16 protein-coding genes are annotated in these 15030 nt (G+C 49.1%); all 16 read left to right on the plus strand.

Translation table 11 applies throughout. The features are described 5' to 3' along the window. Positions 1 to 4 precede the first annotated feature (4 nt). The 16 genes from EII14_RS06145 (at position 5) to EII14_RS06220 (ending at position 15018) form a co-directional block, all read left to right on the plus strand. Complete coding sequence (locus EII14_RS06145; protein ID WP_124931670.1) at positions 5 to 1444, plus strand: lipopolysaccharide biosynthesis protein; 1440 nt, start codon at positions 5 to 7, stop codon at positions 1442 to 1444. Then, positions 1441 to 2187 carry a glycosyltransferase gene (locus EII14_RS06150; RefSeq protein ID WP_158608340.1) on the plus strand — a complete coding sequence of 249 codons (747 nt, stop codon included), beginning with the start codon at positions 1441 to 1443 and terminating at the stop codon, positions 2185 to 2187. The genes EII14_RS06145 and EII14_RS06150 overlap by 4 nt, the downstream gene beginning before the upstream one ends. Positions 2188 to 2210: 23 nt before the next feature. Continuing rightward, positions 2211 to 3257: a Wzz/FepE/Etk N-terminal domain-containing protein gene (locus EII14_RS06155; RefSeq protein WP_124931672.1), complete on the plus strand. Its 1047-nt coding sequence runs from the start codon at positions 2211 to 2213 to the stop codon at positions 3255 to 3257. A gap of 12 nt (positions 3258 to 3269) precedes the next feature. Beyond that, positions 3270 to 4466, plus strand: a complete 1197-nt coding sequence (locus EII14_RS06160) for a hypothetical protein (protein ID WP_124931673.1) — start codon at positions 3270 to 3272, stop codon at positions 4464 to 4466. Continuing rightward, positions 4448 to 5275 (plus strand): hypothetical protein, encoded by an 828-nt coding sequence (locus tag EII14_RS06165; RefSeq protein ID WP_124931674.1) that lies wholly within the window; start codon positions 4448 to 4450, stop codon positions 5273 to 5275. Before EII14_RS06160 ends, EII14_RS06165 begins: the two co-directional genes overlap by 19 nt. Beyond that, on the plus strand, positions 5272 to 5985 hold the full coding sequence (locus EII14_RS06170) for a glycosyltransferase family 2 protein (RefSeq protein WP_124931675.1): 714 nt from the start codon (positions 5272 to 5274) through the stop codon (positions 5983 to 5985). The genes EII14_RS06165 and EII14_RS06170 overlap by 4 nt, the downstream gene beginning before the upstream one ends. A 43-nt stretch (positions 5986 to 6028) precedes the next feature. Continuing rightward, a complete protein-coding gene (locus EII14_RS06175; RefSeq protein ID WP_124931676.1) occupies positions 6029 to 6853 on the plus strand; it encodes a glycosyltransferase family 2 protein in 825 nt (274 codons plus the stop codon). Positions 6854 to 7659: 806 nt separating this feature from the next. Continuing rightward, positions 7660 to 8790: an MraY family glycosyltransferase gene (locus EII14_RS06180; RefSeq protein ID WP_124931677.1), complete on the plus strand. Its 1131-nt coding sequence runs from the start codon at positions 7660 to 7662 to the stop codon at positions 8788 to 8790. Positions 8791 to 9059: 269 nt separating this feature from the next. Further along, entirely contained in the window at positions 9060 to 9620 is a 561-nt protein-coding gene (locus EII14_RS06185) for an FKBP-type peptidyl-prolyl cis-trans isomerase (RefSeq protein WP_124931678.1), read from the plus strand. Between the two features lie 404 nt (positions 9621 to 10024). Further along, positions 10025 to 11230, plus strand: a complete 1206-nt coding sequence (trpB, locus tag EII14_RS06190; RefSeq protein WP_370242052.1) for a tryptophan synthase subunit beta — start codon at positions 10025 to 10027, stop codon at positions 11228 to 11230. 12 nt (positions 11231 to 11242) lie between these two features. Continuing rightward, complete coding sequence (locus tag EII14_RS06195; protein ID WP_124931680.1) at positions 11243 to 11845, plus strand: aminodeoxychorismate/anthranilate synthase component II; 603 nt, start codon at positions 11243 to 11245, stop codon at positions 11843 to 11845. An 84-nt stretch (positions 11846 to 11929) separates the two neighbouring features. Then, positions 11930 to 12502 carry a phosphodiesterase gene (gene yfcE / locus EII14_RS06200; protein WP_124931681.1) on the plus strand — a complete coding sequence of 191 codons (573 nt, stop codon included), beginning with the start codon at positions 11930 to 11932 and terminating at the stop codon, positions 12500 to 12502. Next, complete coding sequence (locus EII14_RS06205; RefSeq protein ID WP_124931682.1) at positions 12499 to 13320, plus strand: Cof-type HAD-IIB family hydrolase; 822 nt, start codon at positions 12499 to 12501, stop codon at positions 13318 to 13320. The genes yfcE and EII14_RS06205 overlap by 4 nt, the downstream gene beginning before the upstream one ends. Positions 13321 to 13499: 179 nt before the next feature. Continuing rightward, the gene (locus EII14_RS06210; protein ID WP_233569391.1) at positions 13500 to 14072 is read left to right on the plus strand and encodes an RNA polymerase sigma factor; all 573 of its coding nucleotides are present in this window, start codon (positions 13500 to 13502) and stop codon (positions 14070 to 14072) included. A gap of 4 nt (positions 14073 to 14076) precedes the next feature. Further along, a complete protein-coding gene (locus EII14_RS06215; RefSeq protein ID WP_124931683.1) occupies positions 14077 to 14568 on the plus strand; it encodes a hypothetical protein in 492 nt (163 codons plus the stop codon). 6 nt (positions 14569 to 14574) lie between these two features. Further along, complete coding sequence (locus EII14_RS06220) at positions 14575 to 15018, plus strand: DUF6108 family protein (RefSeq protein ID WP_124931684.1); 444 nt, start codon at positions 14575 to 14577, stop codon at positions 15016 to 15018. Positions 15019 to 15030 lie beyond the last annotated feature (12 nt).

The following is a 15030-nucleotide window of genomic DNA, read 5'->3' on the forward strand; positions in this document are numbered from 1 at the left end:
GCCAATGCAAGATCTTAAAAAACTCTTTTTAAAAGGCATGGGATGGGGAGTCATTGATAATCTCTCCGGCACAGGGATCAACTTCATTGTGGGAATTATCTTGGCTCGACAACTGTCTCCGCAAGAATTTGGCATTGTGGGAATAGCCCTTGTTTTGATAGGCATTTCCAATGTCATTATTGATGGCGGTCTCTCCAATGCACTTATCAGAGATTCCAAAGCGGGAGAAAGAGAATATGCCACGGCATTGACCCTCAATATCACTGTCGGTCTCACCTTATACATGCTCTTCTTTTGGGGAGCTCCTTGGGTTTCTGCATTCTATAAGATTCCCCAACTTACTCAGGTCATCCGCCTGCTATCTTTGGTACTTCTTTTTAACAGTATCACAATTGTTCCCAAAGCCAGATTGAGCAAAGCCGTAGATTTTCGGAAACAAGCAATAGCTTCTCTTTGCTCTTCTTTGATCAGTGCCGCAGTTGGAATTTCCATGGCATTTCGCGGTTTTGGCATTTGGTCTTTGGTGGCACAACAAATCACTCGCCAATCCATTTACGCACTTTGCTTATGGTGGCAGGTTCATCTTCTCCCTCGCCTCGGATTAAATTTCCGAATAGCACAACATTTGCTCTCGTTTGGGCTGCGCATCTTGCTTTCTGCCTTATTGGACAGTTTATACAACAACCTTTATTATATGTTCATCGGTAAGCTCTATTCTCCGCGTCAACTGGGTTTATATACACGAGCAGAGCAATTTAGTTCTATTCTTGCCATCAACTTTGGCATGGTATTACAAAAAGTATCTCTCCCCATTTTAACTCAAAGTCACGAGAATGAGAAAAAGATGCAACACACTTTCATCCGCTTACTGAACTTTTCCACCTTATTCTCTGCCCTTCTTTGTTTCTCCCTTTCGGCCACAGCCGAACACTTAATTGTCGTATTGATCGGGCCAAAATGGATAGAGAGTATTGACATTCTGCGCATTTTATGTTTTGCGGCTTTTTTTCAGCCTCTCATCATTGTTCATCAAAACATTTTGCAAGTATACGGAAAAGCCAAATTATTCTTACACTTGGAAATCTTTAAGAAATCCTTTGCTGTCTGCATCATTGTCGCAGGTATTGCTTGGAGCTTTACGGCATTGCTTTGGGGTATCGTGCTGATCTCCGTTCTTTCTTTAATGATTCATGCTTATCATAGCAGAAAGCTCATTCCGGCAATCACCCTCACCCTGCAACTACGTTCTATTCTCCGTTATCTGTTGAGCATCGGTTCATGGATGGGATTGGTCTATATCGTGGGAACGTTTATCGAAAATCCTTATATGGGGCTTTCGGTCCAACTCGGAGTGCTTGCTCTTGGTGGAGGAATAATGTTGCGTTTCATATTCAAAGAAGAACGCGCACAAATATACAGTCTATTGAAAAGACAAAACGCATGACGACACAGTTTCCATATTTACTAACGATCATAACGGTGGTAAGAAATGCGGCATCCGAAATAGAATGCACGCTACAAAGCATTGCATCTCTTAAATCTGCCCATATCCAATATATTGTTCTCGACGGAGGAAGCACAGACGGAACGCAAGAAATCATTCAACGCTATGCACATATCATAGACTATTGGCATAGCCGCTCTGATCTGGGCATATATCATGCCCTCAATTCCGCTATCCATTTGGCCAAAGGCGCATTTATACTTACGATCAATGCCGGCGATCGTTTGTTGGCTTTTCCCCAAGAAGCATTACAAGAAGCATTGAAAAAAGAATTGGATTTGGTTTGCTTCTCCGTGATGACAGAAGATGAGCAAATTGCCATCCCCGTTTGGAACGGCGATCTCCGGCTTTACAACACTCTTCCTCACCAAGGTTGCTGCTACCATTCACGTCTTTTTGAGCAATACAGATACGACATCCGATACCATGTTTATGGAGATTTTGATCTGAACCAACGTTTGTTTTTAGCCAAGACAAAAGCTCAGGTCTTTCCTGAAATCATTGCTTACCATGATCTGCAAGGTGTATCCAACGACAGTAAATTTGCCTCGGAAATGCTCAATGTAGTCCGTAGAAATTTAGGTCTCACAGGTTTGCTGTTTTCATGGCTCTACTTCAAAAAAGCCGGTCTGAAATTGCGATGGCATCGTTTACAAAACAGACTTCGTTTGTTCTTCTCGTGAATTGACTCTTTAAACTATCAACAATGTACGAATTTGACTTAGCAACACTCCTCCGGACATTGAACGAAAAAAAGAAATATTTCTTCATCAATACCGGTATAGCCATCATCATAGGTTTGATTGTCGCTTTCAGTATTCCCAAGACTTATAAATCCCAAATACGTTTGGCCAGCGAATCTCCCAAGAGTGGGTTGTCCGGTGGTATGGGAGCCGTGGCGGCCATGGCCGGAATCAACCTAAGTACAAACGAAGATGCGATCAGTCCGGAACTTTATCCTACCATAGTGGCATCCAACAAGTTTTTAATAGATCTGCTCTATTTACCCGTAAAAAACAAAGAAGGGAAATCCTATCCCTCCCTTCTTGCATTCTACCAGACCGAAACAAAGGAAGCTTGGTGGAGCGCCGGCATAAATAGCGTTATCAAAGGGATAAAAAGTCTTTTTACGACAAATACGGAGCTCTCTTTCTCGTCAAAAAACAGAATCAATCCCCAACAACTCACTCTCAAAGAAGAAGCTCTGCTCAAATCCTTCAAACAGCAAATCATCTGTTCTATCGACAAAGAAACCGGTGTCATCACCCTCAGTGCCCTTAGTCAGGATCCCCTCGTGGCTAAGAATTTGGCAGAAGCTGCGGCCGTAAAACTCCAAAAGTTCATCACTGATTACAGAACAAACAAAGCCCGAATCGATCTACAATATTACTCGACTTTGGAAAAACAGTTCTACGAAAAATATAAGCATGCACAGCAATCTTACATTGAATTTTCCGATAGTCATAATGATCTCTTTCTGAAAAGCTATACGACAAAAGAAACGGATTTGGAAAATCAAATGCAAAATGCGTTTAACGCCTATGCTCAGATGAAGCAACAAGTCGGTATTGCAGAGGGAAAAGTGCAAGAAAAAACCCCAGCGTTCACCATTGTGGAAGATGCCTACGTTCCCAATCGTGCCGACTCCCCCAAAAAACTTCTGTTGCTCATAGCTTTCTCATTTATCGGTTTTGTGGGAACCGGTATTTGGTTTTATCTGCGGTTGCTTTTCCCTGCCATCACCCCCCAATAATCATCCATCAAAATGCTCAAATGCCCGAAAGATCTCGTTCAACAAGTGGGAAACGTCTTATTTTCCCTCTTTCTTCTTGTATTGATGCTTGATCCGGGCAATGCCATTTTGCATCTGAAAGATAAATTCTTCATACTCTTCTTAGGATACAACCTTTTATTCCTAAAACCTGACCTGCGTTTTCTTCTCCCCATTTTCACTGTTTTTGCTCTGCTTTTTTTCGGTTTTATCATGGGCAATGTTCAGGGCAATCCGATAGACCTCACTTATATGAGTGGAGTGTTCAAAGGAGTGAGTCCTTTGGTTCTTTTGTTGTGGGTAAAACATTACGATGTACTCAAACTGGCTCGCATCCCCGCCCTCATCACTTGCGTAGTCATCCTTATTCTCTATGGGTTCATCGTATCGAGCGACGCCATTCAATATGCCGTTTTTCTATACTCCAAACAGCATAATGAGATGGTCATGATCACGACCCGTAATCTTCTCGGAATCAAATTTTTCGGAATGTATTATCGCTCTATCGTCAGCATCATTCCCATTCTCTTTTGTGTTCTCTTTACGGCTTTTTCTCCCTCTCATAAACGCAAACGCCACTTTTTTTTCGCAATCATTCTCACCGCAACCTTTTTCATCAGCGGTACTCGTGCAATGATGCTCACTCCTTTGTTTGTGATTGGCATTTTACTGTTCAATAAGTTTTCTCAATACCCCAAAGGGAAATACCTACTCTACCCTCTGCTCATATCCGGTGTTTTTGCTTTCTTGTTGCTGATATTCCTACTTGCCACCCAAGAAGGCGATGCCTCCAACACTGTGAAATACGGGCATCTTGCCTCTTACGCCCGGCTCTTCAATGAGCACCCTCAATATCTTCTTTGGGGACAAGGTACCGGCAGCACCTTCTATTCCGAAGGGTTTAATGCCGTCACCGCCGAAACCGAATGGATCTATTTAGAGTTGTTGCGAAATTTCGGAGTTTTGTCACTCTTCATTTTAGGCGTCTATTTTTTTCCTCTTTACATCTTCTTCCGCCACAGACAAGATAAGTTCACCGCCGGTTTCGGACTTTGTTATTTTGGCTTTTTGCTCATTGCCGGCACCAATCCTTTTCTTCTCAACTCCCAAGGAATGACCGTTCTTTGGATGGTCTATTCTCACGCATATCACGTATCCAAAGCCTCCGAATCATGCCAGATGTTAAAATAATATTTCCGGTCATCGTATTGTATCGCACACATCTCCGCGAAGCCCAAACCTACCGGACTTTGTTGTGCAATGATTCTTTTACGCATTTCATGATCTACGATAATTCTCCAGAGGACCATATCGTGGATACTCGTCTGTTGGATCGGCGTGCCGTATATGTCAGAGATACAAAGAATTCGGGTTTATCTCATGCTTACAACTACGCAGGAGCCTATGCCCGACAAGAAGGCTATACTCATCTTCTCATATTGGATCAAGACACCACCTTTCCTCCTCATGCCGCCGAAGTCTATCAAAACATCGCCTCCACCTGTCCCCTCTCTGCTCCTTCTCTCCACATCGGAGAAAAACGCCCATTCTCTCCCGTAGATGTAAAAGGCTGGACATTGAAGGGTGTTTGTTTGCCTCCCGGAGAATATCCGCTCACTCGATTTTCTCCGGTAAACAGCGGCATTTGCGTTCGGTTGGATCTTTTCAACCAAGCCGGCGGCTATGACGAAAACGTGAAGTTAGACTACGCCGATTTTGTTTTTTCCCGACGCCTATCGCCATATCACTCCGTCTTCCGCCTCCTTCCTTTTGTTGCCCATCAGGATTTCTCCGACAACGTCACCGACACCGTCCAACTCCTCAGACGCTTGCGGCTTTATCTGAATAGTGCCACCAACATAAGAACTACATCGTTCATGGAAAAGGCCAAAATCGTCTATCAAACCTTCCGTCACACGCTGTCCATAGGCTTTCGCACACGTTCGTTATCTCCCCTGACCTCCTACGTCAGACACTTCATCTTAAAACACCCCATATGATTTCAGTCTGCATTGCCACTTACAACGGTGCCCGAACCATACACACCCAATTGTCTTCCATCATCGAGCAACTTTCCGAAGACGATGAGATCATCATTTCCGACGATCATTCCGACGACGAAACGCTTCGCATCATCGAGTCGTTTCAAAATCCTTCCATAAAAGTCGTCAATGGGCCCGGGAAAAAATCTCCCATTCCCAATTTCGAGAATGCACTGCAACATGCCAAAGGCGAATACATTTTCCTTGCAGACCAAGACGATCGGTGGGAAAAAGGAAAAGTGAAAACGGTAATGAAAGCCCTGTCCGAGGGGTTCGACTGCGTGGTGAGCGATTGTTTCGTCACCGACGAACAATTCAACGTCACCGCCCCTTCTTTTTTCCAAGAAGTCGGTCTGCGCGAAGGTTTTTGGTATAATCTGCTCGTTCACAACTACTATTTGGGCTGTTGCATGGCTTTCAACCGGAAAGTTCTCGAAAAAGCCCTCCCCTTTCCGCCTCATATCCCGATGCACGACATTTGGATCGGAAACGTCGCCGCCGCTTTCTTCAAAGTGAAATTCCTTCATGCCCCCCTCATCTCCTTCCGAAGACATCACAACAATACCTCCTGCACGGCTTCTCCAAGCCCCTATACACTCAGAGAGAAAGTCCTGTTCAGGCTCAACATTCTTTGCCCTCTTTTTCGCCGTGCCTTGTCTTTTCGTTGATTTTCGATAACACACACTTTCCCTTTCCCCATGGGTTTTCCTTATGAAAATATCCATCATCACCGCCACCTACAACAGTGCCGAGACACTGCCGCAAACGCTCGAAAGCATTCTCTCACAAACCTACGATGATTATGAAGTCATCGTTGTCGACGGCCTTTCCACCGACGACACCATGAAGATTGTTCGGCACTATGCCGGGCGTTTTTCGGGAAAACTGCGTTTTGTCAGCGAAAAAGACCGCGGACTCTACGATGCCATGAACAAAGGTTTGCAAATGGCCGAAGGCGATGTTGTGGGCATTCTCAACAGCGACGATTTTTATACCTCCGACACCATCCTCCGACAAGTCGCCGACGCGCTGCAAACCACAGACGTCGATGCCGTCTACGGCGATGTACACTACGTTTCGCAAAACAACACTCAGAAAATATTGCGACATTACAGTTCTCGCTTCTTCCGCCCTTGGATGATGCGCCTCGGCTTCATGCCCGCCCATCCGTCGTTCTACTGCAAGCGTCGTCTTTATCTTCGCCATGGGCTTTTCGACCTTTCCTACAAGGTGGCGGCCGATTTCGAGCAGCTCCTCCGCCTCATCTTCATTCACCGCATCTCCACTCGCTATCTCCCCCTCGATTTCGTGACCATGCGCGTGGGAGGTGCGTCGAGTTCGGGCTGGCACAGCCACAAGCGCATCATGGCCGACCACCTCAGAGCGTTGCGCGAAAACAAAGTATATTCCAACATCGGACTGCTCGCCATCCGCTATCTCTATAAAATCGGAGAAGTCATCACCACCCGCAGCCTTATGGCCGTCAAAACGCTCACCGCTCGCACCTCGCGCCCGACGCATGTCGGCATCGAATGACCCCATACCTCCTCGCGCTCTTCTCCGTGAGTACGCACCTTCGGCAACACATCAAACGTGTTTTTAGGGGACAATAGCCCGTTATATGGGCTTCTCCAATGTTCTTTTCGTAAAAACGTCGAAAAACATACACTACACCTTTCATATCACTGAATTTCAACAAGATGCGAGTGTAGACAGATGTCTTACGATCATACACGGAAAGAAGTTAAGTCTATGATACACAAACAAAAACGAATGTAGACAGATTTTTCCAAAACCTACACTGCCTACACGGATGATTTCGAGCCTTTGCACGCCGTCCCGATTCCTTGTGTAGAATGTAACAACGAATGTAGATAATTTCTCGTGTTGTCTACATTCGCAACAATCTAAATATCTGCTCCTTAACAACAACAATGTAGATAATGTAGACAAAAAGAAGATAAACTCCCTGTAAGGAGTGAAAGTTGTTTTTTTCTCGAAGTTTTATCCCGATTTCTCTTCAGATTGGCCGGATATACTTTGAAGCGTCGGAGCACACCTTACCCAAGGAGTAATGCAAACGGAGTAACGAGTAGAATTTTTTAGCTCAGACCTAAAAATTTTTTTCTCCAAGGTAGAATGCTCCGGATGCTCTCGGCAGAAAATCTATCACTGACCTAATTTCCCAACAAGCGGATCTGCACCCGTCTTGCGAAATTGTCCCGATATCCGCATTCGTTGTTCTTAAATTCGGAGCAAATCCTTTTTTTTTGTAAATTCGCGGTATTTTGGAGAAATAAAGCCCTCATTGAGGCGTTATAACAAAAAACAAATCATCGTCCATGCCCTCGTCTTTTCAACTCATACTGCTCCTTCTTGCTTTCACCGTGAGCTTTCTCGCTACGCATTTTTTCATGCCTCGTCTGCTCGACCTCTGTCGACGCCGCGGTCTCTACGACATGCCCAACGAGCGCAAGGTGCACCACAACAAGATCCCTCGCCTCGGCGGTCTTCTCTTTGCCCCTTGCATGGGGCTGGGCATGGCTGCCGCCTATGCACTGTTGGCGGCCTACGAACCGCAAGAAGAACTCCCCGTGTTTCGACTTTCCACGATGTTGCTCATCGTCGGGTTGTTCATGATCTATCTCGTTGGCATTCTCGACGACATTCTCGGCCTCAAAGCCTCGTTCAAATTCACCATACAGCTGGCCGCCACCCTTTTCATGCCCCTCTGCGGTCTTTACATCAACAACCTCTACGGTTTTTGCGGCATCTACGAAATTCCTCTTTGGATGAGCTATCCCCTCACCGTGTTCATCTGCCTGCTCATTGTCAATTCCGTCAATCTCATCGACGGCATCGACGGTCTGTCCTCCGGACTTTCGATGATCGCTCTCTCCGCTTTCGCCCTGCTCTTTTGGCAACTCCACGTCATCGCCTACACCTTGCTGGCCGTCGGACTTGTGGGGAGTGTGCTCTCTTTCTTTTTCTTCAACATGTTTGGTTCCGAAAGCAAAGGCACCAAGACCTTCATGGGCGACACCGGGAGTCTTGTGTTGGGCTACGCTTTGGCTTATCTGTCCATCAAATACGCCATGCACAACCCCCACGTTCTCCCCCTCCGCCCTCACGGTTTTCTCGTGGCCTACACGTTGCTGATCGTTCCCTGCTTCGATCTCACCCGCGTTGCCTTCGGCCGCCTGCTTCGCAGAGAGGGCATCTTTCATCCGGACAAAAGTCACCTTCACCACCGCTGTTTGGCGGCAGGTTTCTCCATGCACCAATCTCTTGCGCTCATTTTGTTGCTGCAAGCGGTGCTCAATGTTCTCAATCTCGGCGGCTATTTTCTTCTCCACATCGACACAACGGTAATCGTTGTCGTCGACATCGTTGTTTTCACCGCTTTCGTGGCTTGGTTGAATGCCCGCTCGCGAAAACGTTTGAAAACCAACATCTCATCCATCGGCACATAAAAAAGAAATGTGTTGTCGTGCCTACATTCCCAAACACCCCAAAAGCCTCCGGGGCGACATGTTGTCATAGAAAAGCCAGACTGCCATTCCCCGGATACTTTTTACTGTTCGGCAAATCTACGAACAAGAACATGGTAAACAAAAGAAAGCATTTTTTTGTTCATCAAATTCACCACGAAAAACTTCTTTTTTTCAATACCCTTGTATAAAAGTAAGGTAAAACGTATCTTCGCACAGTCAGTGTTCTCATTTTTTTACCTCTCTCTATCATGAACAACTCTCAACCCTCCCCCACCCCTCCCCGTCGTAAGAAGCGCACCACTCCTCTGCTGATTTTTGCCTTCGCCGCCATAGCCGCGATAATCGGTACTCATTTGTATCACCAACAGCATTCCACTTCCTCTAACGAAGCTGCGGTTTCGGCCGCCGACTCCGCAGATATTCGCAATTTGGAGGCCGGCGAAAAGTTTTTGGCGTCCAAAAGCAAAGAATCGGGCGTTCAGTCGCTCGGTGCCGGCATCTTCTACAAGGAACTGAAAGCCGGTAGCGGATCTTCTCCCACCGCCACAAGCACGGTGAGCGTACACTATGAGGGAACACTCATAGACGGCACCGTGTTCGACAGCAGCTATCAACGCGGAGAGCCGGCCCAATTTCCGGTGTCGGGGGTGGTTGCCGGTTGGCAAATCGCTCTCAAAGCCATGAAGCCCGGAGCGGTTTGGGAACTTTATCTGCCACACTACATGGCGTATGGCGAACGCGGCAGCGGAAACAACATCCCCCCTTTCTCTGCCTTGATTTTCAAAATAGAACTGCTGGAAATCAAATAATGTTCTCATCGCAGCGATAAGCATGTTTTTCCGACATATCTCCTCGTCCAAACAATATGCCACACAGCCGCCCCAAAATAGAAATCAGCTCCCAAACCCGACTTCTTTTCAACGAAAAAGGCTCTTTCATTTGGAGATTTCCGAGAAAATCCCTACCTTTGCGACATCAAAGATAAACGTTTACCCCTTGAAAGCATGAAGAAGAATGTACAATTTTGGTGGCTCTGCTCAAGATAGAAATATCGTGAGTCGCTCGCCCATGTCCATTCTCCGAATGAAAATATCTCTCTGAGGCTTGTCGTTGCTCACGACAAGCCTCGGATTTTTTTATGTCTTTTCATGGGATATTCTTCTATGTAGAGAATAACGAAATTCATCTAAAATAGACTTCAATAGAAATAAGTATGTACCACATCGATTCCAATGGTTATTATGGAGAGTTTGGTGGCACTCACGTGCCCGAAACACTGCGTGAGACCATAGACGCGCTCAAATCCCAATATCTCGACATCATCGAAAGCCGAGAGTTTCAAGAAGAATACCACATGCTGTTGCGCGACTATGTCGGTCGCCCCAGTCCGCTTTATTTCGCCCGCCGCATGAGCGAAAAATACGGCTGTCGTCTTTACCTCAAACGGGAAGACCTCAACCACACCGGCGCGCACAAGATTAACAACGCTATCGGGCAGATACTCCTTGCCAAACGCATGGGCAAGAAACGCATCATCGCCGAAACGGGAGCCGGACAACACGGTGTGGCCACCGCCACGGCCTGTGCCTTGATGAACATGCCCTGCCGCATCTATATGGGAGCCGTGGACGTGGAGCGTCAACACATGAACGTGGAACGAATGAAAATGCTCGGAGCGGAAATCGTGGCGGCACAAAGCGGCGGAAAAACACTGCAAGATGCCGTCAACGAGGCCTTGACCGAATGGAGCAACCACCCCGACGATACGTTTTACGTCATCGGGTCGGCCGTCGGCCCCCACCCTTATCCCGACATGGTGGCACGGCTGCAAAGCGTGATCAGCAAAGAAATTCGGCAACAGCTGCAAGAAAAAGAAGGGCGCGACTACCCCGATTTTCTCATGGCCTGCATTGGCGGAGGTTCCAACGCTTCGGGGACGATTTTCCACTATCTCGACGACCTGCGCGTGAAGCTCGTGCTCGGCGAAGCCGGAGGACGCGGCATGAACAGCGGAAAAACGGCAGCGACCATCAACATCGGCACCGAGGGCATTTTGCACGGCAGCCGCACACTCGTGATGCAAGATGCCGACGGGCAAGTGGTGGAACCTTACAGCATTTCTGCCGGTTTGGACTATCCCGGCATCGGCCCCCTCTTTGCCCACCTCGCCCGAACGGCACGCGCCACCGTGCTCTCCATTGATGACGACGAAGCACTGCGCGCGGCATTCGAACTGACACGCACGGAGGGCATCATCCCCGCACTCGAAAGCAGCCACGCCCTTGCACTGCTGCCTCGCTGCAAGTTCAAGCCCGACGATGTGGTCGTGCTCACCGTGAGCGGACGGGGCGACAAAGACCTCGGTACTTATCTGGCACACAAAGACGACTTTTCGGAAGTCGATGCCCCGGCTCGTTAATTCCCGGCAACCATGAAAATCATCGTTATCGACAATTACGACTCGTTCACCTACAATTTGGTGCATCTGCTCGCCTCACTCGGCGCAGAAGTCGATGTTGTGAGAAATGATGCTTTCGCGCTGTCGGCTCTCGAAGCATACGACAAAATCGTTCTCTCTCCCGGCCCCGGCCTGCCTTCCGAAGCCGGTTTGACGCTCGATGTGATCCGCGCCTATGCCGATCGCAAACCGATGCTCGGCATCTGCTTGGGACACCAAGCCATCGGAGAGGCTTTCGGCGGCAGACTCACTCATCTCGATACGGTCTGTCACGGCGTGGCCTCCGATTGCCGCCCCATGCTCAACGACTACCTCTTTGAAGGTATCGACAGCTCCATGACCGTCGGTCGCTATCATTCGTGGGCGGTAAATGCGGCGTGCATGCCGCGCGACCTCGAAGTGACTGCCGTTTCTTCCGACGGAACCGTTATGGCACTTCGCCACCGCACACTCGACGTAAGAGGCGTGCAGTTTCACCCCGAAAGCATTCTCACCCCGCAAGGTCGGACAATGATGAGCAATTGGCTGCGGCAGCCGACAAGGTCAGGTTTCTGCTTTGCCGTGAGGAAGCGTTGAGAGAGGCTTGAAAGTGGCGAAGAGGTTTCACCGAGAAGCATTATTTTCGTATTTTTGCAACACGTTTTCTTCCATTTTACCGAAATGAAATACCTCATCGTTTCCGACATCCACGGTTCGCTTCCTGCGCTCGACGCCGTTTTGCACTGCTACGAACGCGAGCGTTGCGACATGTTGCTCTTGCTCGGCGACATTCTCAACTACGGCCCTCGCAACTCCCTGCCCGAAGGGCTAAATCCCCAAACCGTGGCCGATCGGCTCAACGCCATGGCCGCCGACATCGTGGCGGTGCGTGGCAACTGCGACAGCGAGGTGGATCAAATGTTGTTGAATTTTCCCATTCTTGCAGACTATGCCTGTCTTGCAGACAACGGCTGCCGCCTCTTTCTCACCCACGGACATCTTTATAATGAGCAGCAACTCCCGACGTGGAAGTTCGACATCATGCTGTGCGGCCACTCCCACCTGCCCCACATCACGCCGCGCCCCGACGGCAGCATCGTGGCCAACACGGGCAGTCCGACGTTTCCGAAAGGGGGAAATCCGCCGACCTTTGCCATTTACGAGGATCGCAAACTCTCCCTCCGACTTCTCGACGGATCGATTTTACAAACGCACATCTTGCCATCATCTCCCAGCGTCTCAACCACATTATGACTTACCGAATTTTGGTGCTCGACCTCGACGGAACGCTCACCAACAGCCGAAAAGAAATCACTCCTCCCACCCTCCGAGCCATCGAACAAGCCCAAGAGCAGGGCGTCACAGTTGTGTTGGCTTCCGGCCGACCCACTTATGGCATTGCTCCGCTGGCCGACCAACTCCGTCTTGATCAGAAAGGCGGTTTCGTTTTGTCTTTCAACGGCGGACAAATCATAGACTGGCGCACGAAAGAAGTGATCTATCAACAGACGCTCCACCCCTCGCTGCCGCCTCGGCTATACGAAAAATCCCAACAACACGGGTTGCCTATCGTCACCTATCACGACGAGGTCATCCTCTCCGAAACGGAAAACGATCCTTATTTGGAAGAAGAGGCCTTTATCAACAAAATGCCCATTCGTCGCATCGACAACTTTCTTGATGCCATCGACGCCATAGGCGGAAGCCCCACGAAATGTCTCATGACCGGCCACCCCGAACAGCTCGTGGAAGTGGAGCGAGAAATGAAGGCAGAGTTTGCAGACGAAATGGAGATTTTCCGCTCCGCCCCTTTCTTTCTCGAACTCATGCCCAAAGGCATAGACAAAGCCCTGTCGCTCTCGCGCTTGTTGGAGCATCTCGACATGCGGCGGGAAGAAAGCATTGCCTGCGGCGATGGTTTCAACGATCTCTCCATGATTCGTTTCGCCGGTTTGGGAGTGGCCATGGCCAATGCCGAAGACGCCGTACGCAACGAAGCCGATCACATCACACTCTCCAATGAAGAAGACGGCGTGGCGGCCGTTATCGAACGTTTCATCCTTTCCACCTGACTATTTGTAATTTTTCTGTAAATCAGTACATTTTTGTTGTGAGAAACAATGGAAAAAGCCTCTATATTTTCCAAAGGTATGGTGTTTTCCACAAAAAACTTGTTTTCTGCTGTCACAAACCGCTCCCTTCTGCGTATTACATTCAGAAGGGAGCGTTTTTTCTCCTTCTCTCCATTCTCATGAAATCGAACCCGACACCACATTTCCCCATGGTTTCGCCACCCGACGACAGCGGCGAACGGCTCACGGCGACCTTTGTACGCATCGGGGGAAGACTGCGCCGACTGGCCTTTCGGCTGTTGGGAGATGAAGATGAGGCAGACGACACCCTCCACGAGGCATTCTGCCGCCTTTGGACAAAGCGCGAACGGATTGCCGTCGCCGAAAACGAAGAGGCCGTGCTCACCACCACCGTGCGCAATCTGAGCATCGACACCTTACGCAGAAAAAAAGCACACCCCACGACCTCGCTTGATGCACAAACCGACGATCGTTTTGAAAACCAAATTTCTGCCGCACACTATGAAGCCGTCGAAACAGACGAAAGAGAAGCGTGTTTCCGACAAGTGGAACGCCTCATCGAAACCCACCTCACACCGCTCCAACAGACACTGCTCAAACGGCGCGACATAGAAGACGAAAGCTATGCCGACATTGCCCGCGATTTGGGCATGCGGGAAGCGGCGGTAAGAATGCAGCTCTCGCGGGCACGACGCACGATACGCGAACTCTATCGACAACAAAAAAACTGACAGCATGACCACTCCCTCTCCTCATATCGAACAATGGCTCCAACTGGCCGAACGCTATTTCGCAGCACAGACCACCGAGAGCGAAGAGACCGAGCTTCGTGCCTTTCTAAACACTCCCGCCGCCGAAAACGAAGCCTTCGACGAACTGCGCGCCGTAATGGGATATGCCGCCGCTGCGCGCCGTCGCCACACGCCACAGACGGGCATCTCCCACGCCACGCGCCACGGGCTGCGCCACCCTGCATGGTTCAAAAACGCCGCTGCCGTTTTGCTCTTTTGCCTGATCGGCACAACCTCCGTAGGCATCTATCGCTGGCGCAATCCCGACTGCATCGCCTACGTCGAGGGGCGGCGCATCACCGACAGCAAGGCCGTCATCGGCCAAATGAAACGCGCCATGCACAGCGCGATGGCCGACAAGGCCGAAACGCCCACTGCCGAAAGGCAGCTTCGCGACATGTTTTCCACACTCGAAACTCTTTCAACCGACAACTGACCTGCCATGAAACGTCTTCTCTTTTTTCTTCTCATCCTATGGGGCACGATCGCGGCCACGGCGCAAAGTCATCTCAATGTTGCTCCTTTTTTCACCGAGCGTTTCACTCGTCGCAACGACGTTGTTTCCGTGATGCTCAAAGGCAGAAAAGCCGCACAATATCGGCTGTCGCTATTTCGCAGCATCACCGTGCCGACCACGCCCGAAGAGGTGGAGCGGGTGGAGCGAGCCGTGCGCAGCGACGCCCGACGTGCGCTGCAACAAGAGGCCGGCACGAAAGACGGCCGCCTATACTACGGCTTCTATCATCTGGCCTCGAAAAAAAACAAAAACACCTTTCTCTTCTATCGCAACAACGCCCTGTCGGGAAGTGGCGACAACACGTTCATCCTTATCTATATCGAAGGCGAAGCAGGGCTTTCGGAACTCAAACGCATCTTTGGAAAATAAAATATCACTCCC

The sequence above is a fragment of the Alloprevotella sp. OH1205_COT-284 genome (assembly GCF_003859795.1).
Lineage (GTDB): Bacteria > Bacteroidota > Bacteroidia > Bacteroidales > Bacteroidaceae > Alloprevotella.

What these genes read in the sequence shown, in the direction of transcription:
- EII14_RS06145 (WP_124931670.1), top strand. Translation starts at nt 5, where the DNA reads ATGCAAGATCTTAAAAAACTCTTTTTAAAAGGCATGGGATGGGGAGTC.
- EII14_RS06150 (WP_158608340.1), top strand. Translation starts at nt 1,441, where the DNA reads ATGACGACACAGTTTCCATATTTACTAACGATCATAACGGTGGTAAGA.
- EII14_RS06155 (WP_124931672.1), top strand. Translation starts at nt 2,211, where the DNA reads ATGTACGAATTTGACTTAGCAACACTCCTCCGGACATTGAACGAAAAA.
- EII14_RS06160 (WP_124931673.1), top strand. Translation starts at nt 3,270, where the DNA reads ATGCTCAAATGCCCGAAAGATCTCGTTCAACAAGTGGGAAACGTCTTA.
- EII14_RS06165 (WP_124931674.1), top strand. Translation starts at nt 4,448, where the DNA reads ATGCCAGATGTTAAAATAATATTTCCGGTCATCGTATTGTATCGCACA.
- EII14_RS06170 (WP_124931675.1), top strand. Translation starts at nt 5,272, where the DNA reads ATGATTTCAGTCTGCATTGCCACTTACAACGGTGCCCGAACCATACAC.
- EII14_RS06175 (WP_124931676.1), top strand. Translation starts at nt 6,029, where the DNA reads ATGAAAATATCCATCATCACCGCCACCTACAACAGTGCCGAGACACTG.
- EII14_RS06180 (WP_124931677.1), top strand. Translation starts at nt 7,660, where the DNA reads ATGCCCTCGTCTTTTCAACTCATACTGCTCCTTCTTGCTTTCACCGTG.
- EII14_RS06185 (WP_124931678.1), top strand. Translation starts at nt 9,060, where the DNA reads ATGAACAACTCTCAACCCTCCCCCACCCCTCCCCGTCGTAAGAAGCGC.
- trpB (WP_370242052.1), top strand. Translation starts at nt 10,025, where the DNA reads ATGTACCACATCGATTCCAATGGTTATTATGGAGAGTTTGGTGGCACT.
- EII14_RS06195 (WP_124931680.1), top strand. Translation starts at nt 11,243, where the DNA reads ATGAAAATCATCGTTATCGACAATTACGACTCGTTCACCTACAATTTG.
- yfcE (WP_124931681.1), top strand. Translation starts at nt 11,930, where the DNA reads ATGAAATACCTCATCGTTTCCGACATCCACGGTTCGCTTCCTGCGCTC.
- EII14_RS06205 (WP_124931682.1), top strand. Translation starts at nt 12,499, where the DNA reads ATGACTTACCGAATTTTGGTGCTCGACCTCGACGGAACGCTCACCAAC.
- EII14_RS06210 (WP_233569391.1), top strand. Translation starts at nt 13,500, where the DNA reads ATGAAATCGAACCCGACACCACATTTCCCCATGGTTTCGCCACCCGAC.
- EII14_RS06215 (WP_124931683.1), top strand. Translation starts at nt 14,077, where the DNA reads ATGACCACTCCCTCTCCTCATATCGAACAATGGCTCCAACTGGCCGAA.
- EII14_RS06220 (WP_124931684.1), top strand. Translation starts at nt 14,575, where the DNA reads ATGAAACGTCTTCTCTTTTTTCTTCTCATCCTATGGGGCACGATCGCG.